The following is a 20,174-nucleotide window of genomic DNA, read 5'->3' on the forward strand; positions in this document are numbered from 1 at the left end:
AGATGTGTATAAGAGACAGGTGGGGGTGCCGGGTGAGTTGTATTTGGGTGGGGTTCAGGTGGCGCGGGGGTATGCCGGGCAGGCGGGGTTGACTGCTGAGCGGTTTGTGGCTGATCCCTTTGGTGGGGTGGGTGCGCGGTTGTATCGGACTGGTGATTTGGTGCGGTGGAATGCTGGTGGGGAGATCGAGTATTTGGGTCGTAGTGATTTCCAGGTGAAGTTGCGTGGTCAGCGGATTGAGTTGGGGGAGATTGAGTCGGTGTTGGCGGGTGCGCCGGGGGTGGTGCATGCGGCGGCGTCGGTGGTTTCTGCTGTTGGTGGTGGGGAGTTCTTGGTCGGGTATGTTTCGCCGGCGTCGGTGGATGTGGCTGCGGTGAAGGCGTATGTGGCGGGCCGGTTGCCTGAGTACATGCGGCCGTCGGTGTGGACGGTGCTTGACCGGGTGGTGTTGGGCAGTGCGGGCAAGCTGGATCGTAAGGCGTTGCCGGCACCGGATTTCTCGTTGTTGCAGGCCGAGTATGTGGCACCGGCCGGCGTCACCGAGGAGATCATCGCCGCCGAGTTCGCCGAGGTGTTGGGGGTGGAGCGGGTGTCGGTGACGGAGTCGTTCTTCGAACTCGGCGGCAACTCGTTGTCGGCGATCAAGGCCGTCGCCCGGTTGACCGAGCACGACGGTTTGGGCATCGACCTGCCACTGCTCTTCGCGCACCCGACGGTGCGCGAGCTGGCGGAGGCGGTGCAGAGCGGTGTCCGGTCCAGCGGGGTGCTGATCGGTCTGCGCACTGCCGGAGCGGGTCAGCCCCTCTTCTGCTTCCACCCGGCCGACGGTTTGGCCTGGGCCTACGGCGAGCTGGTGCCCTACATCAGTGATCGCCCCGTCTACGGGCTGCAGAATCCCGCGGTGGTGGCGGGCGAGGAGCCCCTCGCCGACATCGGCGCGTTTGCGGACCGCTACATCGCAGAGATCAAGGCGGTCTCCCCGACCGGGCCGTATCACCTGCTCGGCTGGTCGTTGGGCGGTGTGATCGCATTCGAGGTCGCGACGCGGTTGCAGGCCGCCGGCGACGAGGTGGCCTTCCTCGGTCTGATGGATCCGGCGGCCGGCGAGGTCTACTCCGCGCTTGTTCCGCGGGAAGAGCACGACGCCACCGTCGCCGAGCTCGAGCACGCCTGGCAGGAGCAGCAGCTCGGTGCCGGGGGAGGCGAGTCGATGGGGGAGACCCTGGACGCGCAATTCGCCGCGGCCGGATTCGCCACGAAGGAACAGACGCGTCGCATCATCGACGCGTTCGCGGCCGGTGCCGACCTGTTGGCGCCGTATCGGCCGGGGCGGTTCGCCGGCCGTGCCCTGTTCTTCAACGCGGTCGCCGACCGCGATGATCCGGCGCACTACGCCGACTACTGGCGTGCCCACGTCGACGGTGAGCTGGTCGATGTCGACGTCGACATCGAGCATGCCGCGATGGGGTCGGCGCAGGGTTTCGGGGTCATCGGGCCGGAGGTCGATCGTTGGCTGACCGCGCTCCCGGCCGGACACGAATCCCTTGATTAGCGTCGCACGGGGTAGGGTTCGCCTTTTGAACATTCAGATAAGGGGTCACATGGCACAGCCGACACATCGCCTGTCGCTGGGGGTGGTGCTCATGGCACTGCTGTCCGGGATGCTGGGGATCGTGGCCGCCGGGCCGGCGGTCGCGGAACGATCGCCGGCGCGGATCGTGAAGGTCGAGGCCACCGGACCCCAGCGGCTGCTCGTATCGGTGTATTCGCCGGCGATGAAGCGCAACATTCCGCTCGATGTGCTGGTCCCCAAGGGCGGTCGTCCGGCGCCGACGCTGTACCTGCTCAACGGTGCGGCGGGCGGCGAGGGTGAGGGCAATTGGGCGGACAAGACCTCCTATGCGTCATTCTTCGCCAACAAGCACGTGAATGTGGTGACGCCGTTGGAGGGCAAGCTGTCCTACTACACCGATTGGTTGCGCTACGACCCGAAACTGGGCCTCAACAAGTGGGAGACCTTCCTGACCCGCGAGTTGCCCCCGGTGCTCGACGCCAGGCTGCACGCCACCGGTAAGAATGCCGTGGCCGGTCTGTCCATGTCGGGGACGTCGGCGCTCAACCTGGCGGTTGTCCGGCCACATTTCTATCGGGCGGTCGCGTCCTTCAGTGGTTGCGCGCGAACCAGTGACCCCATTGGGCAGGAGTACATCCGCCAGGTCGTCGAGGGCCGCGGTGGCGGCAACGTCACCAATATGTGGGGTCCACTCGGCGGGCCAGACTGGGTCCGGCACGACCCCTACGTGAATGCGGCGAATCTGCGCGGAACCTCGATCTATATGTCGGCGATGACTGGCCTGCCCGGTCAGGATGAGCAGCTCGGCCCCAAGCAGCCGCTCGACGGCGAGCTGGTTGACCGGGTCATCGTCGGTGGCGGTATCGAGGCCGCGATGGATCATTGCACCCAGGACATGGCGAAGCGACTGGCTCAGCTGCGGATCCCGGCGACCATCGTGATCCGGCCGGCGGGCACGCACTCGTGGGGCTACTGGGAGCGCGAGATGAAGTACTCGTGGCCGCAGATCCGGCGTGCGCTGCGCTGAGGCGTGATTAAGTGGTCGCTTCGGTTGAGTCACGAAACAACGTCAAACCCACCTGTCACGCTTGTAACATCAGCCACTTGGTTTCACAATGATTGCTGAGGCATCCGACGGCGGTGTCGACAAAGATCGAGATCAGGTGAGCCAGGTGAACAATCTCATCGCGCAGATCGATGATCGTGGACGACGAACCCCCGGCATGACCGCCATTCGATGGGGTGGCGAGGTGATCACCTATCGGTCGCTGTGCGACCGGATGCATGCGTATGAGGCGGTCGTGAGCCGCGCGGGGTTGTCTGAGCGTGCCGGCTTGTCCGCCGCGCTGATGAGCCTGCTGCCCGAGCGCGCCCGATCGCTCGGCGCGGTGGGGAAAGCGGAATGGGTCGCCGACGCGCTGGCGTGGCTCGGCCGGGGGTCGGCGGATTCGACCGCCCGCCTGCCTGCTGCCGGCTGACGCCGATTTGGCTGCGACCTGCGGGTACGCCTAGACTTAGGCGGTTGCCTGCGGCGCGGATGCGTCGCGAGTCGGCGCGCGAACCCACTGGAGTCGGCCGGGAAACCGGAAAACCCCAGGCAGGCGCATGTCCGGCGGCAGCAGACCGTGCGCGTCGGGTCGGAAATCCGGCGGGCAATACCATGAGGTCAGGAGACCACGAGTGATTCAGCAAGAATCTCGCGTGCGGGTCGCCGACAACACCGGAGCCAAGGAAATCTTGTGCATCCGCGTGCTGGGCGGCTCGTCGCGGCGATATGCGGGGATCGGCGACGTCATCGTCGCCACCGTCAAGGACGCGATCCCCGGCGGCAACGTCAAGAAGGGCGAGGTCGTCAAGGCCGTCATCGTCCGCACCGCCAAGGAGCGGCGCCGTCCCGACGGCAGCTACATCCGATTCGACGAGAACGCCGCTGTCATCCTCAAAAATGAGAGCGACCCCCGCGGCACCCGCATCTTCGGACCGGTGGGCCGGGAACTGCGCGACAAGCGCTTCATGAAGATCGTTTCGCTGGCTCCGGAGGTGCTCTGACATGAAGGTGCACAAGGGTGACACGGTGATCGTCATCTCGGGCAAGGACAAGGGTGCCAAGGGCAAGGTCATCGCGGCCTACCCGAAGCGGCAGCGAGTCCTCGTCGAGGGCGTCAACCGCATCAAGAAGCACACCGCCGCCTCGGCTGACGAGCGCGGCGCCTCCTCCGGGGGGATCGTGACCCAGGAAGCCTCCATCAATGTCTCGAACGTGATGGTCGTGGATTCCGACGGCAACCCGACTCGGGTGGGTTACCGAACCGACGAGGAGACCGGCAAGCGCGTCCGGGTTTCCCGCAAGAACGGGAAGGACATCTGAGATGACTACCTCTGAGAAGGTCGCGCCCCGGCTGAAGACTCGCTACCGCGAAGAGATCAAGGACTCCCTCAACAAGGAGTTCGACTACGCCAACGTCATGCAGATCCCCGGCGTGGTGAAGGTTGTGGTGAACATGGGTGTCGGTGACGCCGCCCGGGACTCCAAGCTGATCAACGGCGCCGTCCGGGACCTCGAGCTGATCACCGGCCAGAAGCCGGAGGTCCGCAAGGCCCGCAAGTCGATCGCCCAGTTCAAGCTGCGCGAGGGCATGCCGATCGGTGCGCGCGTCACGCTGCGCGGCGACCGGATGTGGGAGTTCCTCGACCGCCTCGTGTCGATCGCACTGCCGCGTATCCGCGACTTCCGCGGCCTGAGCGACCGCCAGTTCGACGGCAACGGCAACTACACCTTCGGGCTCAACGAGCAGTCGATGTTCCACGAGATCAACATCGACTCGATCGACCGGCCGCGCGGGATGGATATCACCGTCGTCACCTCGGCCACCAACGACGACGAGGGTCGTGCGCTGCTCAAGGCGCTCGGCTTCCCGTTCAAAGACAACAACGCAAAGAACTGACGGGAGGGATAACCAATGGCAAAGAAGGCTCTGGTCAACAAGGCCAACAAGAAGCCCAAGTTCGCCGTGCGCGGATACACGCGCTGCAACAAGTGCGGCCGCCCGCATTCGGTGTACCGCAAGTTCGGCCTGTGTCGCGTGTGCCTGCGCGAGATGGCGCACGCCGGCGAGCTGCCGGGCGTGCAGAAGTCCAGCTGGTGAGCTGACTCGTCGCCGATCATCCCGAACGCCCGACTGGAATCTCCAGTCGGGCGTTCTGGGCGTTTAGGACTGATTTGAATTGTTGTTGGGTATCGTTCCGGCATCGATCCTGGTCAGAGCCTTGACGGGACCCACGGCCTGTGTCGACGGGTTGCAGAGACTGCGCCCTCGGCTTGACTATGTTGTACATTGGTCCCTAGCCTCAGGTTCCGAAGCGGAACCCCTTGCCATTGCGAGGCGGTGACATCGCTGACACGATCCCACGACGAAAGTTGCTCCGTTGATTGCCTTGCGCCGAGGTGCCATCGCCGCACTCGCTGTTGCCACCGCGACATCCCTGGCAGTGGGCCTGGCCCAGGCCGCGCCAGATCCGGCCGGTGTGGTGCGTGCCAATGTTCAGCACAATGCAGAAGACGTCAAAGTCGAGGTGTTCGGCGGCGCGCTGGCGGTGGAGACGGTCGGCGTCGGCGAGAGCTACCTCGTGGTGCGCAATCAGGCCGGTACCACCGTGGAGAAGGTGCCGCTGCAGTTCCGTGGACCGGCGAACAAGGTCTACCAGGTAGACACGACCGTGGCCGGGCGGACCGCGACACTGACCCCGTCGAAGGCGGCCGTCGCTGCCTACGCGGGTGCGCGGAACGAGGCGGCGCGCGCCATCCGAGGGCCGCGCAACAAGCAGGAGCGCGACGATGAGGCGCTGTCGCGGATGACCCAGGAAATGGCTGCGGCGATGACCCTATCCTCGATTATCGGTCTCAGTATCGGGCTGGTCATTGGCGTCGTTGCAGGGATTGTCCTCGGGTGCTTTGTCTCGCTGTGTGTCGCCGCGATCCCGTTTGCGATTGCGGGTGGCGGTCTCGGCAGCATCCTGGGTGTCGTCCTGGGTGGCGGTGGGGGCGCCGTCGTCGCGTTCCAGAAGTATCTGGACACGGTCAACTCGCCATTCAAGCCGCAATACGACAAAAACGGGCCCGGCGCGCCGGTCAAGCCCAAGAAGAAGAACTGAGGGCGCCGCGGTATGACTTCCATCGTTCGGCGAACTGGGATCTCCCGTGCTGTGGTCGCAGCGCTCGCCCTGATCACCGCTGTGCCGCTGACCGCCGGGCAGGCGCAGGCCGCACCCGAACCGGTTGATTCGGTGCGCGCCACCGTGCAGCGCAACGCGGACAACGTCAAAGTGGAGCTCCTGAGTGGCAGTCTTGCCGTGGACGGTGCCGACCTGGTCGTGCGGAATCAGGCGGGCGCCGTGCTGACGAAGGTGCCGCTGCAGGTCCGCGGACCCAAGGACGAGGTGTACCCGCTCGCCGCGACGGTGAGCGGTCGCACCGCGACGCTCACGCCGCCGCCGGCGGCCCGGGCCGCCGTCGCGCTCGAGCGCACCCGGGTCGAACGGCGAATCGTCGGTCCCCAGACCAGATCCGAACGCGACGACCTGGCGCTGCAGCAGTTCAACGCGGATCTGAGCGTGGCGGTGATCATCTCCTCGATCGTCGGCCTCGTCCTCGGCTGCATCGTCGGCCTCCCATTGGCCGGGGTCGGCTGCCTCGTTTTCGCCCCGATAGGCTCCTTTGTCGGCCTAATGATCGGTGGCGGCGGGTCCGCCATCGTTTTGGGTATCCGCTACTTCAACACGATCAACTCGCCATTCAAGCCGCAGTATCAGAACGTCGTGCCCAAGGCCAAGACCAAACCCGGCCGACCCGCCAACCCCAAGAAGAACTGAGAGCGACCACCATGCTGAATCCCCTTCGCCGCAGTGTTGTCGCCGCGATCGGTGTTGTCGCCGCTGTGTCCCTGACCGCCGGACAGGTGCACGCTGCCCCGGAACCGGCCGGTTCGGTGCGCGCCGAGGTCCAGCACAATGCCGACAACGTCAAGGTCGCGGTGTCCGGCGGCAGTCTCGCCGTCGAGGACGCCGGCCCGGACAGCTACCTGGTCGTCCGCAACCAGGTCGGCAGCACCGTGGCGAAGACACCGCTGCAATTCCTCGGGTCGAAGGGCGAGGTGTACCGGATCGCCACGGCGGTGACCGGCCGAACCGCGACGCTGACCCCGCCGGCGGCGGCCCGCGACGCCGCCGCGGTGGAGCGCATCGAGGTCGAGCGCACCCGGCCCCAGCGCACCCCGCCCGCACCCAGCACGGACGGCCCGCGGACCAAGAAGGAACGCGACGAGCAGGCGGCCAAGCGGATGAGTTATGAGATCTCCGCGGCGATGTCGCTGTCCTCGTTGGTCGGGTTGGCGATCGGGCTCGTGGTCGGCCTCGTCATCGGCGGACCGCTGGGGTGTCTACTAGGCCTCCCTGCGGCGATCATCGGATGCCTTCCTGGTGCCATCATCGGCGCGCTCACCTTTGCCAGTATCGGCAGCATCGCCGGGCTCGTCCTCGGTGGCGGTGGCGGCGCTATCGTCGCGGTGCAGAAGTACCTGGACACGATCAACAAGCCGTTCAAGCCGGGGGACGGTCAGTCCAAGCCCAAGGCCAAGCCCAAGAAGAACGGGACGCGCTAAGCCGCTGCACTGGGTCGCTTGACCCAGAAATCTCCCGACTCTGCTGACATCGGCGTCGAGTCCGAGTACCGTCGCCACCGAGGGACACAATCGGATGTCAGGGAGATCTCAATGACGTCACTCCTCCGTGGCAGGGTCGCCATGCTCGCGCTCGCCACCTTCACGGTCGCCATCCTCACTATCGTGGCTGAGGTTTCGGTGGTCGCAGGGCAGGTGCAGGCCGCCCCCGATCGGCCCGGCCCGGTGCGGGCGACCGTCCAGCGCAACGCCGACACCGTCACCGTCACCGTGCACAACGGCAGCCTTGCCGTAACAGGTGGCCGGCTCGTCGTGCGGAACACGGCCGGCAGAGTGGTGGAGAGCGCTCCGCTGCGACTCGCCGGGCCGCGGAACGAGGGGTACCAGATCGCGGCCAGCGTGATCCACCGGACCGCGACGCTGACCCCGCCGATCGCCGCGCGGATGGCCTATCGCCAGCAGTACCAGCAGGTTGATCGGCGCATCGTCGGGCCCCGAACCAAGCAGGAGCGCGACGATCAGGCCTTTGCGCGGATGGTGCAAGAGATGTCGGCGGCGATGACTCTCTCCTCGCTCGTCGGCTTGGCCATCGGCTTCGTCGTCGGGCTCCTCTTCGGTGGCGTGTTGGGGTGCATCGCCTTGTTGTTCGTGGGATGCCTGCCCGGCGTTCTCGTCGCCTCGATCCCGTTCGCGGTTGCCGGCAGCATTGTCGGCATCCTCATCGGCGGCGGCGGCGGCGCCATCGCCGCGATCGGGACGTATCTGGACACGATCAACAAGCCGTTCAAGCCGCAGTACCAAGACGTGCCGCGCTAGGTTAAGGGGGTGGAGATCACCCTTATGCACGCGGTCGACGGCCGCAAAACCCTGCACCTCGACGACTACATCGCCGCGCTCGCACGATTCGAATCGGAGGGCTTCGCGCGGATCTGGGCGACGCAGATGCCCAACGACCCGGACACCCTGACCGTCCTCGCGGTCGCCGGCCGGGAGGTGCCGCGCATCGAGTTCGCCACCGGCGTCCTGCCGATCCAGCCGCAGCACCCGATGAATCTGGCCCAGCGGGCCCTCACCGTCAACGCGATCACCGGCGGACGCTTGACGCTGGGCATCGGGCTCACCCATCAGGTCGTCACCGAGGGGATGTGGGGCATTCCCTACGACCGTCCGCTGCGCCGCATGGGCGAGTACCTCGACGGACTGCTGCCACTGCTGTCCGGCCAGCCGGCCGATGCGTCGGGCGAGCTGATCACCACCCGCGGCGCGATGAGCCTCACCGAGGAACCCGGCCCGCCGGTGTACCTGGCCGCGCTCGGACCGCAACTGCTGGCGCTGGCCGGGCGCCGCACCGCCGGCACCGTCACCTGGATGACCGGACCACAGACGCTGCGCGACCACATCGTGCCCGGCCTGCGCGCCGCCGCCGAAACCGCCGGCCGTCGTGCATCGGACGTCCGCACCGTCGCCTTCCTGCCGATCGCGGTCACCGACGACGCCGAGGCGGCGAAAACGACGGCCGCGCGACAGTTCGCGATGTACAACTCGCTGCCGTCATACCGGGCGATGCTCGACCGGGAAGGCTACGACACCCCCGTCGACGCGGCCATCATCGGCGATGCCGCCAGTGTCCGCACCCGGGTCGGCGCATTGGCCGATGCGGGCGTCGACGAATTCGTCGGCATCGTCTTCGACCGGGACGAGCAGGTCCGGGACCGGACCCGGGCGCTGCTGCGCGAACTCGACGGGCAGTGACCGGGCGGCGCTAGTCGCGTTCGAGCAGGAAGAAGAAGGTCTGCTCCGAGCCCCGCTGGTCCATCGCGCCGAGCACGGTGTTCTCGTCGAGCCGGCGGAAGTGGTCGATGACGGCGATGTCGTCGTAGACCATCGCCGCGCCGACCGTGCCGCGGTACTCCACCATGCGCAGGCGGGCCCGCGGCTTAGCGGTGCGCAGCGCGCGCAGCGCAGCCGTGCCGCCGGGCGGCATCAGGCGGGGCAGGGCGCTACCCACCCGGTTCAGTGTGTTCATCGGGACGAGCTTGGGGTTGACCGCGTACAGGTGGCCGGGTGTCCCGAAGAGCAGCGGGTGGACGGTTTCGGCGTCGATGAATTCTTTGCCGTACCAGCCGCTCAGGGCGAGCATCCCGTCCATCGGATGCCCGGTCGGCACCTCTGATCCGTGCCACCGGCCGAGCATGTCGTCGACGGTCAGCGGGGGCAGCGAGTCGAAGAGTTCCTGGGCGGCGATCGGACTCAATCCTGCACGCAGGTCGGCCGAGTTGGTCACAATTGCTCCTCTTTGGCGTAGTTCAACCGGCCAAATGGTCGATCCTGCAGGTAATGTTGCTGATGGTGCGCAAGTGGTTTTAGGGTAGCACCCGGCCGGCCGACGACCCGCCACGGTGTCGGACCCCCGGCTCGGCGCTACCAATCGGTACGCTCGTAGGGGTGTCAACCGGGTGGACGACGGGACAGGTGACGCTGATGGTGGTTATCGGCCGAGGGGGCTAGATTCGGCGACGCACAGCTTATTGCCAGCTGATTTGCAGCGTCAGCCCCGCCGCGCGGGGCATAACTATTCAGGTGGGCGAGGAGGTGGGGACGATGCCGCAGCACGACCGGTGGGAACACGACGCGCGCGAACACGACGCGCGCGAACACGACGGGGGAGAGTCTCTCCCGCTCACTCCGGCGCAGCGGGGGATGTGGTTCGCCGAGAACCTGTCACCAGAGTATTCGGTGAACGTCGCGCACTACCTCGATTTGCGCTATCCGCCCGAAAGCCTGGACCACGAACTGCTCGGCGAGTGCAATATTGCCGCGGCCAAAACGCTCGAGTCGCCCTATGTGCGGCTGCTAGACCAACCCGACGGCACCCCCGGCCAGGTCGTCGACCTGCATCTCCCGATCACCGTCGACATCATCGACTTCCGCGCGGCCGGCGATCCGGTAGCCGCCGCGCTGGCGTGGATGCGCGCGGAATACCAGCGACCCCTCGACATCCGCACCGACAAACTGGTGGTCACCGCCCTGCTGCGGGTCGCCGACGATCGGACCTTCTGGTACGGCCGGGGCCACCATATTGTTATTGACGGCTATGCCGCGTTGACCATGGTCAGGATGACCGTCGACAGGTACAACGCGGTTCGCCGTGGTGCGGAGCTCACCGAGAAGCCGATCGCCACCCTGGCCGAGGTCGTCGCCGACGAGCAGAAGTATCAGGACAGCTCCCGGCGGGCCGACGACCGTCAATACTGGCGCGACGAGGTCGCCGAACCGCTGGAGCGGGCCACCCTGTCCCAGCGGGCGGCCGGGGCGGTGCCATCGGCAGCCAACCTCACCGTCTCGACAGTCATGGCCGGCGGGCTGCAGCGCGCCGTGGAAGTCTTGGCCCGGGAACAACATACGTCGGTTGCGGTCGTCCTCTCGACCGCCTTCGCCGCATACCTCAATCGCGCAACGGGGCTCGGCGATATCGTGCTGGCCCTGCCCGTCACCGGTCGGGCCGTCGCAAAGATCAAGCGGGCCGGCGGGATGGTGTCGAATGTACTGCCGGTCCGGCTGCAGTTGGCGCCATCGGACACCATCACCCAGGTACTCGGCCGCGCCCAGGTGCGGCTGACGGGCGCATTGCGCCACCAGCGTTATCGGGCCGAAGACATCTGGCGCGACGCGGGGCGCTCCACCGGCACCCCGGCCTTCGGGCCGGTGGTCAACATGGTCTTCTTCGACACACCGATCGCGCTCGACGGGGTGAGCGCCGAATACCACATCCTCACCTCCGGAATCGTCGAAGACATCCTGCTCAACCTCTATCAGGCCAGTCCCAACGCCCCGCTCGTCATCGACCTGCACGCAAACCCCAACGGATACCACCCCGATGAACTGGCCGCGCACCACCGCCGGTTCCTCGACTTCCTCGCCGCACTGGTCGCGGCGCCCGGGCACACGCCACTGGCCGCACTGCCCTTCGGCGCACTGGATGAGGGCCGGCTCGCACTGGCCGGGCCCGATCCGGCCGCACCGGCGACCCTGGCCCAGCTGTACGCGCACACCGCCGCCGCCCATCCCGACGAGCTCGCCGTGGTCGACGCCGACGGCACCGCGCTGTCCTACCGCGAACTCGACCGGCAATCCACCCAACTCGCCCGCTGGCTCGATGCGCGCGGGATCGGGGCCGAATCGCGCATCGGCCTGGTCCTGCCCCGGGGCGCCGACCTCGTGCGTGCAATCTGGGCGGCGGGCAAGCTCGGTGCCGCCTTCGTCCCCGTCGACCCGAATCATCCGCCGGCGCGCGTCGACGGCCTGCTCGACCGGTCGGGCGCGCAGCTCGTGCTGAGCCACGGCCCGCACGCCGGGGCCGTGGGGCCGGCCGACCAGTGGATCGACCTGACTTCGGCCGCCACCGCAGCCGCGGTCGCCGCGCAGTCCGATGACCCGATCGGGCCCCGCGGGCGTTCCGGCAACGCCGCCTACCTCACCTATACCTCCGGCTCGACGGGTATCCCGAAGGGCGTCGTCGTCACCACCGCGGCGGCCGCGAACCTCGCGGAGTCCATCAACGCGGCGATCCCGACCGGTCCCGGGACGCGCATCCTGGGCTTTGCCTCACCAGGCTTCGACGCCTCCATCGGCGAGATCCTGCACGCTGCCCGAGCGGGCGCGACCATCGTGTTCCGGCCCGAGTCCGCTCCGGGCGGTGAAGAACTCGCCGACTACCTCAACGCGGCCGGCATCGGCCTCGCGTGCCTGACCCCCACCGTCGCGGCCACCGTCGACCCCGCTGACGTGCCTGGTCTGACCACACTGTTGCTCGTCGGCGAGAGCGTGCCGGCCGCCCTGGTGCAGCGGTGGACCCGCGCCGGCCGCACCGTGCACAACGGATACGGACCCACCGAGACGACCGTCGGCGTCACCTACACCGGCGCCCTGAGCCCGCGGGCCGTGGTACCGATCGGCACCCCGATCGCCGGGGCCGGACTCCACGTGCTCGACGCCATGCTCGCCCCTGCGCCGGCCGGCGTCGTCGGCGAGCTCTACCTGAGCGGACTGTCCCTGGCCCGCGGGTACGCGCACGAACCCGGGCTGACCGCCGAGCGCTTCGTCGCCAGCCCGTTCGGCCGAGCCGGTGAACGGATGTACCGCACCGGCGACCTCGCCCGCTGGCACCTGCACGACGGACAGCCCGAGGTATCGGTGCTGGGCCGTCGTGACTTCCAGGTGAAAGTGCGCGGCCAGCGCATCGAACCCGGCGAGATCGAAGCGGCCCTGCGCGCACGGCCCGGCGTCGACGATGCCCTGGTGCTCGGCGTCGACGCGGACGGTCGGCCGAGTAGCCGCGCGACCGCCCTGATCGCCTATGCCGCCATGAGCACCACCGATACCGGCGCGCCGGACCGGATCCGTGCGGACCTGGCGCGCACCCTGCCCGCGCACCTGGTGCCCGACTCGATTGTCGCGGTGGCCGCCCTGCCACGGACCCCCGCCGGCAAGGTCGACCGCGCCGCCCTGCCGCAACCGGCGGTCGGGCGCGAGCACGCCGACTATGTGGCGCCGCAGTCGCCCGTCGAGCGCCGGCTCGTCGAACTCGTCGCGGAATTGACCGACACCGACGGCGTCGGCATCGGCGACAACCTCTTCCGGCTCGGTGCGAACTCGCTGTCGGCCTCCCGGCTGGCGTACCGGGTCCGTGCCGAACTCGGTGTGGATCTCGGTATGCAGGACTACTTCGAAAGCCCCGACCTGGCCGACCTCGCCGGGCGCATCGAGCGGGAGCGAACGGTCGAGCACGCGCCGCGCCCACCGCTGATCGCCGCGCCGCGCCGCAGCACCATCAGGGTGTCGCCGGCACAAACCCGGCTCTGGTTCGTCAACCGGCTCGATCCCCGATCGCCGGCCTACAACATGCCCGGTGCCGTGCGCCTGGGCCCCGACGTCGACCTGGCGGCGCTGCGCCAGGCGATCGCCGATGTCGTCGTCCGCCACGAAACCCTGCGCACCCGGTTCATCGAGGCCGATGGTGAGCCGACGCAGGTCATCGATCCCGTCGACACGGTTCGGGTCGACCACACGGTCATCGTCGCGGAGGTGGCTGATCTCGCCGAAGCCGTGGCACGAACCGCGGCCACCGGATTCGACCTGTCGGCCGGCGCCTTCCGGGCGGTGCTGCTGCGCGGACCGGCCGACAACGTCCTCGTGGTGGTCCTGCACCACATCATCGGCGACGGCGCCTCGCTGCGCCCGCTGATCGCCGATGTGCTGGCCGCGTATGACGCCCGCAGCCACGGGTTCGCGCCCTTCTTCCCGCCGATGCCGATCCACTACGCCGATTACGCCCGCTGGCACAGTGAGGTGCTGGGCGATCCGGCGGACCCGGCTTCGGTGGCGCACCGCGACGTCGAGTACTGGACCCGCCAGTTGGCCGGGGCGCCCGAAGTCATCGCACTGCGCACCGACCGGCCGCGCCCCGCACGCCGCAGCGGCGGCGGGGACTATGTCGACCGCGTGCTCACCGCCTCCGCGGCAGCCGGGTTGCGCGCCCTCGCGGCCCAATCGGGGGTGACGCTGTTCTGCGTGCTGGAGGCGGCGCTCGCGGTCGTGCTGTCCCGGCTGGCCGACACCGACGACGTGGTGATCGGTACCGCCGTTGCCGGGCGCGACGAGCCGCAGGTGGCCGATCTGATCGGCATGTTCGTCAACACCGCCGCACTGCGGACCGCCGTGGCGCCGTCGATGACGGTGCGCGAACTACTGGGGCAGGTGCACCGGAGCCGCGCCGAAGCGCTGGCCCACGCCCAAACCCCGTTCGAGCGGATCGTGGATGCGGTGGCCCCGAGCCGCACCCTGTCGCACAGCCCAATCTTCCAGGTGACGCTCACCCTGGTCGACGATGCGGTCGGCGGAATCGACGACGGCGAGCTGAGCGTCGAGTTACTCGACGTGCGCGCACCGGCGGCCAAGTACGACCTGTCGGTGACGGCCACCGAACAGACCACCGGTGAGCTGGGCGTCGAGATCAACTACGCCACCGACCTGTTTGACGAGCAGACCGTCGAAGCACTCGCCGACTACCTGGAACGGACCCTGGGCACGATGGTCGCCGACCCCGGCGCCCGGCTCGGGCAGATCGATCTGCTCGCCCCCGGCGAGGTGCGCGAACTGGTCGCACCCGCACCCGGCTCCGCGCCGCCCCAGACGCTGCGTCGCATCGTCGCCGACTGGCTCGCCACCACCTGCGCCCGCGACGAACCCACCCTCCTGACCGGCGATGTCACCCTCTCGGCGACCGCGGCGTCGTCGCGGATCAATCAGCTGGCCCGCGAGTTGATCGCACGCGGCGTGGGCCCGGGGTCGACGGTCGTGGTGCGCCTGCTGCGCTCGGTGGACTCGGTGGTGGCGATGGCGGCGACCGCCATCGCCGGCGCGGCCTTCGTCCACATCGATCCGCGGCTCCCGGCGCTGCGGCAAACGGCACTGTGGGCGGACAGCGGCGCACACGTGGGCGTCACCTGCGCCACCCTGGCGGCCCCCGCCGCCGACGGCGACTGGATTGTGCTGCAAGACGAGGCGGCGGAACTGCACCTGGCGGGGCATCCCACGATGGCGGTCGCTGAGGGCGAGCTGACTCGACCGATCCTGGTCGACGACGTCGCCTATGTGATCAATACGTCGGGGTCGACCGGCCGGCCCAAGGCGGTGGAAGTGAGCCATCGGGGGCTGGCAACCCTGATCGCAGGTCAGCGCGACCACCTCGATTGCGGTCCCGAATCGGTGGTGTTGCAGGTCGCCTCACCGGCCTTCGACCTCATGGTCCTCGAGTTGACGACGGCGATGGACGCCGGTGCCCGGTTGGTGGTCGCGGCTCCGGACGCATTCGCCGGCGTGCCGCTGGCCATGACGATCGCCGACGGCGGGGTGACGCATGTGCTGATCACGCCAACCGTGTTGGGCACCCTGGATCCGGCAATGGTGCCCGGGCTCACGACGGTGTTCACCGGCGGCGAAGCCTGCCCCGAAGAGCTCGCCCACACCTGGGGCGCCCGCCGCCGATTCCTCAACGGATACGGGCCCTCCGAGTTCACGATTTGGGCGACCGTCGACGGGCCGATCGAGGCCGGTAATCGGGTGACGATCGGGCGCCCCCTGACCGGGGTGCGGGCCCTAGTCCTGGATCGGGGCCTGCGGCCCACCCCGCCGGGGGTGGTGGGCGACCTGTACCTGGGTGGCGAGCAGATCGCGCGGGGCTATCGGCGCCGGCCCGGGTTGACCGCGGGGGCGTTCGTGGCCGACCCGTTCGGCACCGGGGGGCGGCTGTACCGCACGGGCGACCGGGCGGCACGCGGCGACGACGGCACCCTCACCTATCACGGACGCAGCGACTTCCAGCTCAAGATCCGCGGTTTGCGGATCGAGCCGGGCGAGGTCGATGCGGTCCTGGGCACCCATCCGGCGGTGGCCAACGCGTTGACGGTGGGGGCGGACGGGCCGGGTGGCACGGTGCTGGCGACCTATGTTTCGCCGCCGGCCGGGCGGGTCATCGCCCCAGAATCGTTGCTGGCGTTTGCCCGCGAGCATCTGCCCAGCCATCTGGTTCCGCAGGTGATCGAGGTTGTGGAGGAGTTCCCGCGCACCCCGATCGGCAAGATCGACCGGGCGGCCCTGCCGCCGATCGAGTTCCGCGGCGGCGGAGAGTATGTGGCGCCGCGCACCGAGTTGGAGGCCACCATCGCCGCGGTGGTGGCCGCGGTACTCGATCTCGATCGGGTCAGTGTCGATGACGGGTTCTTCGACATCGGCGGAAACTCGTTGTCGGCGGCCAAGGTCGCGGCCCGGCTGGCGTCGATCCTGGACCGGCCGGTCAGCATCGAAGCGGTGTTCGAAGCGCCGACCGCGGCGGGGCTGGCCGCCTGGCTGGTCGACACCCACACCCCGGGGATCGCGTCGCCGCCACTCATCGGCCGGCCGCGGGCGGCGGTCGTGCCGGTCTCGCCGGCCCAACGCGGATTGTGGCTGATCAACCAGGCCAACCCGGACTCCTGCGCCTACAACATCCCGCTGACCCTGCGCCTGCGTGGTGACCTCGATCCGGACGCGTTGCGCGCCGCCCTGCTCGACGTGATCGCCCGGCACGAGTCGCTACGGACGAAGTACCCGATGATGGACGGGGTGCCGGTCCAGGTCATCGAGAGCACGAGCACCGTCGCGCGGCGGATCGATCTCTCGGTCACCGACCTGTCGGACAGCACCGACGAAGAGACCGAACAGGCGCTCGCGCAGATGACCGACACCGGATTCAACGTCGCGGCGGCCGTTCCGCTCCGCGCCGGGCTGTGGCGGATCGCCGACGACGAGCACATCGTCTCGCTGGTCGTCCACCACATCAGCGTCGACGGCGCATCCATGTCGCCGCTGGCGCGCGACCTCATGACCGCCTACGCGGCTCGCCGTGCCGGATCATCGCCGCACTGGGCACCGTTGCCGGTCCAGTTCGCCGACTACACGATGTGGTCGGCCGACCGGCTCGATGTCACCGACGGCGACGGCGTCACCGAGCGCGAACGCCAACTCTGCTACTGGCACGAGCGACTCGATGGCGCACCCGAACTGCTGGGGATCCCGACCGATCGGCCCCGGCCCGCGGCGCCGACCTTCGCCGGCGGCGACGTCGAATTCGAGATCCCGGCCGAGTTGGTGGCGTCCCTGACCCGGCTGGCTCGGGCCCACAACACCACCCTGTTCATGGTGGCCCACGCGGCCCTGGCCGTCCTGCTGCGCGAAGTGTCCGGCCAGCACGATGTCGTCGTCGGCACCCCGTACATCGGCCGGGCCGCCGACGCACTCGACGACGTGGTGGGAATGTTCGTCAACACTGTTCCACTCCGTACGACCGTCGACTCGGCAATCCCATTCGCCGACCTGCTCGACCAGGTTCGCGGTGCCGACCTGGCCGACCTGGCACACACCGACGTCGCATTCGAGGAGATCGTCACCGCACTTGGACGGGGCAGCACGGCGGGGTACAACCCGATCTTCCAGGTGATGTTCACTTTTCAGAACCTCGGCTTCCCCGTCGTCGAACTCGCCGGTCTGCGCGTGGAACCCGAAGCCGTCCCGACGACCACCGTCCAGACCGATCTGGGCCTGATCCTCTATCCCAACGACCCGCTGGCCAACCGTTCCGACGGCGGCATGCGGGCCTCGTGGACCTACGCCAGCGAACTGTTCGACGAGAAGACCGTCCGGCGGTTCGCCTCCTGGTACCTCGCCGTTCTCGACGCGGTTGCCCTCGACCCGACCGTGCCGGTCGGCGACATCGCCCTCGAGCGTGTGGCCGGGGTGGCGCCGATCAAATCGGAAGTCCCCACCCTGCTGCCGCTGTCGCAGGCGGTGGCCGCCGCCGCCCTGGTCGCCCCCGACCGGGTCGCGGCGGATTTCGACGGCCAGTCGGTGTCCTTCGGCGAGCTGGCGGACGCGGTCACCGCGCTCGCCGCCGTGCTCCCCGACCTGGACCGGGGCGCGGTGCTGACCACCGCGCTCTTCACCCCGCTACCGGGGCTCACCACCGGCGGCCCAGAGGCGCTCGACGAGGTACTGACCCAATTGCGGCGAACCACCGACGAGGTCAGTACCGTCGAGAGGAGCGCAGAAGCCGCCGCGCGCGTCGACGATGCCCGGTTTGACCACGATCAAGGAACCAGCGATCGGTAATGCCCGAAACGCAAGAGCACATTGTGGCGTTGTGGGGTCGGGGGGCTGGTTCGGCGGGAGACCTGATCGGGGCGGTCGCCAGGGTGGCGCCCGACGCGATTGCCTTTGCCGGCCGCCTGGGCGACGTCTCGTTCGGGGTGCTGGCCGAGCGGGTCGCCGCCATGGCGCGAGTCCTACCGCCGGCCGGCGGCGTCTCCGACACCGCCGTGGCCGCGGCGATCACCGCACTCGTGTCGACCCCCGGCGAAGCGCAGTCGGCGACGGGCAGCCGCGTCGGCGCCGCCGTCCACCACACCCGCACCGCGGCGCAGGCGGCGCTGGGGACCGCGAACTGGGATTCGCTGCCCGGCCTGTTCGCCTCGGCGGCACACCGTTTCGGCGACCGCGTGGCGGTCTCCGGGCCCGATGGGCGCGACCTGAGCTACCGCGAACTCGACGAGGAGTCCGACCGGCTCGCCCGCGCACTGGTGGCGGCCGGTGCCGGTCCGACAGCGCGGGTGGGGCTCGCGCTGGGGCGCTCGACAGAGCTGATCGTCGCGCTGCTGGCCATCCTCAAATCGGGTGCCGCCTACCTCCCCCTCGACCGTGGCCACCCTCGCCGGCGCCTGGCGATGATCGTGGACGACGCGACGCCGCTGCTGATCATCGGGGATGACGAACTCGCCCGCGAGTGGGCCGATTTCACCGCCCCCGTCTGGACCGTCGACGCGCTACTGGCCGGTGCCGCGGCGGACCCGGCCGCCGGAGCCGAGCCGGAACCCGTCGCGGGCACCGCCGTCGCCTACCTGATCTACACCTCCGGGTCGACCGGGGTCCCCAAAGGCGTTGTCGTCGAGCACCGCAGCGTGGTCGCCCTGCTGGCCGCGGTCGCGCAACGCTACGAGGTGTCCGACACCGACGTGTGGACGATGTTTCACTCCTACGCCTTCGACGTGTCGGTATTCGAGATGTGGGGCGCCTTGGCCTTCGGTGGGCGTCTGGTGGTCGTCGACTACGCCACCACGCGCAGCCCGGGCGATTTCGCCGCGCTCGTCGCCGCCGAGGGCGCCACGGTCGTGTCGCAGACGCCGACGGCGTTCTACCAGCTGGCCGCGGCGGTGGCGCCGGCGTCGGCCCCCGAGCTGGCCGGCTGCGTGCGGTATATCGTCTTCGCCGGCGAGGCGCTGGACTTCCTTCAGGTCCGGCGCTGGTATGACGACCGGATGGCGAAGTCGGGGACCCCGGGACCGATGCTGGTCAACGCCTATGGACCCACCGAGACCACGGTGTACGCCACATTCCGTGCCCTGAGCCGCGAACTCGTCGCCGAGACGGTGGCCTCCGACATTGGCGACGGCCTGCCGGGTCTGACGCTGCACGTCCTCGGCGAGCGGCTGAATCCGGTGCCCGACGGGGTCCAGGGCGAGATCTATGTGAGCGGACCGCAGGTGGCCCGCGGCTATTACGGCCGTCCCGGACTCACGGCGGACCGATTCATCGCCGACCCCTTCGCGGCCGACGGTTCGCGCATGTACCGATCCGGCGACCTCGGGGTCCGCCGGGGCGCGACCCTCGAGTACCGCGGCCGGGGCGACGCGCAGGTCAAGCTGCGCGGGTTCCGGATCGAGCTCGGCGAGATCGAGACGGCGCTGCTGGCCACCGGGGGCATCGCCGCGGCCGCGGCCGCCCTCAAGACCTCGCCGGCCGGTGGCGATCAGCTGGTCGGCTACGTCGTCGCCCGGCCGGGCGACGACGACGAGATCGACCCGGGGCATCTGCGGCGCGACGTCGCCACCCGGCTCCCGGGCTACATGGTGCCCGATTTCGTGGTCGTCATCGACGCCCTGCCGCTCAACGTGAACGGCAAGCTCGACCGCGCGGCACTGCCCGATCCGGTGGTCGCCGCCGTCGCCCACTACATCGCCCCTCGCGGCGAACTCGAATCGTCGCTCGCCCGGATCATCGCCGATGTGGCCGGGCTGGACCGGATCAGCGCGGCCGAATCCCTCTTCGACGTCGGGGGCAATTCGCTGATCGCGGCGCAGGTGGCCGCGCGCGTCAGCGAAGAACTGCACCTTCCCGTCGCCGTGCGCGATGTCTTCGAGGCGCCGACGGTGGTTGCGTTGGCTGAGCGGATTGGTGGTCGTGAGCATGAGGATCGGTTGGCGTTGGTGGCGGGTGAGCGGCCGGCGGTGATTCCGTTGTCGCCGTCGCAGCGCCGGATCTGGTTTATTTCTGAGTTG

At 68.9% G+C, this 20,174-nt stretch carries 15 protein-coding genes; 14 read left to right on the top strand and 1 reads right to left on the bottom strand.

The window, feature by feature from the left end; translation table 11 throughout:
* The 12 genes from B4M62_RS05195 to B4M62_RS05250 all read left to right on the top strand — a co-directional run.
* Nucleotides 1-1,552: thioesterase domain-containing protein (locus B4M62_RS05195; RefSeq protein ID WP_290705916.1), on the top strand; the 1,552-nt coding region annotated here is incomplete at its 5' end.
* Between the two features lie 49 nt (nucleotides 1,553-1,601).
* Nucleotides 1,602-2,600, top strand: a complete 999-nt coding sequence (locus tag B4M62_RS05200; RefSeq protein ID WP_290705917.1) for an alpha/beta hydrolase — start codon at nucleotides 1,602-1,604, stop codon at nucleotides 2,598-2,600.
* 88 nt (nucleotides 2,601-2,688) lie between these two features.
* Nucleotides 2,689-3,051 (top strand): hypothetical protein, encoded by a 363-nt coding sequence (locus B4M62_RS05205; protein ID WP_290705918.1) that lies wholly within the window; start codon nucleotides 2,689-2,691, stop codon nucleotides 3,049-3,051.
* Between the two features lie 202 nt (nucleotides 3,052-3,253).
* Nucleotides 3,254-3,622, top strand: a complete 369-nt coding sequence (gene rplN, locus B4M62_RS05210) for a 50S ribosomal protein L14 (RefSeq protein ID WP_290705919.1) — start codon at nucleotides 3,254-3,256, stop codon at nucleotides 3,620-3,622.
* A gap of 1 nt (nucleotide 3,623) precedes the next feature.
* Nucleotides 3,624-3,941, top strand: a complete 318-nt coding sequence (gene rplX, locus B4M62_RS05215) for a 50S ribosomal protein L24 (protein ID WP_290705920.1) — start codon at nucleotides 3,624-3,626, stop codon at nucleotides 3,939-3,941.
* Nucleotide 3,942: 1 nt separating this feature from the next.
* Nucleotides 3,943-4,518 carry a 50S ribosomal protein L5 gene (rplE, locus tag B4M62_RS05220; protein ID WP_290705921.1) on the top strand — a complete coding sequence of 192 codons (576 nt, stop codon included), beginning with the start codon at nucleotides 3,943-3,945 and terminating at the stop codon, nucleotides 4,516-4,518.
* A gap of 15 nt (nucleotides 4,519-4,533) precedes the next feature.
* Complete coding sequence (locus B4M62_RS05225) at nucleotides 4,534-4,719, top strand: type Z 30S ribosomal protein S14 (RefSeq protein ID WP_020791084.1); 186 nt, start codon at nucleotides 4,534-4,536, stop codon at nucleotides 4,717-4,719.
* A gap of 280 nt (nucleotides 4,720-4,999) precedes the next feature.
* The gene (locus B4M62_RS05230; protein ID WP_290705922.1) at nucleotides 5,000-5,725 is read left to right on the top strand and encodes a hypothetical protein; all 726 of its coding nucleotides are present in this window, start codon (nucleotides 5,000-5,002) and stop codon (nucleotides 5,723-5,725) included.
* Nucleotides 5,726-5,737: 12 nt separating this feature from the next.
* Nucleotides 5,738-6,442 (top strand): hypothetical protein, encoded by a 705-nt coding sequence (locus B4M62_RS05235; protein ID WP_290705923.1) that lies wholly within the window; start codon nucleotides 5,738-5,740, stop codon nucleotides 6,440-6,442.
* Nucleotides 6,443-6,453: 11 nt separating this feature from the next.
* Nucleotides 6,454-7,230: a hypothetical protein gene (locus B4M62_RS05240; protein ID WP_290705924.1), complete on the top strand. Its 777-nt coding sequence runs from the start codon at nucleotides 6,454-6,456 to the stop codon at nucleotides 7,228-7,230.
* Between the two features lie 111 nt (nucleotides 7,231-7,341).
* Nucleotides 7,342-8,064 (top strand): hypothetical protein, encoded by a 723-nt coding sequence (locus tag B4M62_RS05245; protein ID WP_290705925.1) that lies wholly within the window; start codon nucleotides 7,342-7,344, stop codon nucleotides 8,062-8,064.
* A 9-nt stretch (nucleotides 8,065-8,073) separates the two neighbouring features.
* The gene (locus B4M62_RS05250) at nucleotides 8,074-9,000 is read left to right on the top strand and encodes a TIGR03564 family F420-dependent LLM class oxidoreductase (protein ID WP_290705926.1); all 927 of its coding nucleotides are present in this window, start codon (nucleotides 8,074-8,076) and stop codon (nucleotides 8,998-9,000) included.
* Nucleotides 9,001-9,010: 10 nt separating this feature from the next.
* Here the strand turns inward: B4M62_RS05250 and B4M62_RS05255 are convergent, their stop codons facing one another.
* Entirely contained in the window at nucleotides 9,011-9,532 is a 522-nt protein-coding gene (locus B4M62_RS05255) for a DUF4334 domain-containing protein (protein ID WP_290705927.1), read from the bottom strand.
* Between the two features lie 317 nt (nucleotides 9,533-9,849).
* Here B4M62_RS05255 and B4M62_RS05260 point away from each other — a divergent pair, with 317 nt between their 5' ends.
* Both B4M62_RS05260 and B4M62_RS05265 read left to right on the top strand, forming a co-directional pair.
* Nucleotides 9,850-17,952: a non-ribosomal peptide synthetase gene (locus B4M62_RS05260; protein WP_290705928.1), complete on the top strand. Its 8,103-nt coding sequence runs from the start codon at nucleotides 9,850-9,852 to the stop codon at nucleotides 17,950-17,952.
* Nucleotides 17,952-20,174 (top strand): non-ribosomal peptide synthetase (locus B4M62_RS05265; RefSeq protein WP_290705929.1); only part of this gene is annotated, 2,223 nt, incomplete at its 3' end. The genes B4M62_RS05260 and B4M62_RS05265, both read left to right, overlap by 1 nt.

The organism is Gordonia sp. UBA5067 (genome assembly GCF_002414845.1).
GTDB classification, from domain to species: domain Bacteria; phylum Actinomycetota; class Actinomycetes; order Mycobacteriales; family Mycobacteriaceae; genus Gordonia; species Gordonia defluvii.

Excerpts from the sequence above, each read along its gene's own strand:
- B4M62_RS05200 (WP_290705917.1), top strand. The coding sequence starts at position 1,602 with ATGGCACAGCCGACACATCGCCTGTCGCTGGGGGTGGTGCTCATGGCA.
- B4M62_RS05205 (WP_290705918.1), top strand. The coding sequence starts at position 2,689 with ATGATTGCTGAGGCATCCGACGGCGGTGTCGACAAAGATCGAGATCAG.
- rplX (WP_290705920.1), top strand. The coding sequence starts at position 3,624 with ATGAAGGTGCACAAGGGTGACACGGTGATCGTCATCTCGGGCAAGGAC.
- rplE (WP_290705921.1), top strand. The coding sequence starts at position 3,943 with ATGACTACCTCTGAGAAGGTCGCGCCCCGGCTGAAGACTCGCTACCGC.
- B4M62_RS05225 (WP_020791084.1), top strand. The coding sequence starts at position 4,534 with ATGGCAAAGAAGGCTCTGGTCAACAAGGCCAACAAGAAGCCCAAGTTC.
- B4M62_RS05235 (WP_290705923.1), top strand. The coding sequence starts at position 5,738 with ATGACTTCCATCGTTCGGCGAACTGGGATCTCCCGTGCTGTGGTCGCA.
- B4M62_RS05240 (WP_290705924.1), top strand. The coding sequence starts at position 6,454 with ATGCTGAATCCCCTTCGCCGCAGTGTTGTCGCCGCGATCGGTGTTGTC.
- B4M62_RS05245 (WP_290705925.1), top strand. The coding sequence starts at position 7,342 with ATGACGTCACTCCTCCGTGGCAGGGTCGCCATGCTCGCGCTCGCCACC.
- B4M62_RS05260 (WP_290705928.1), top strand. The coding sequence starts at position 9,850 with ATGCCGCAGCACGACCGGTGGGAACACGACGCGCGCGAACACGACGCG.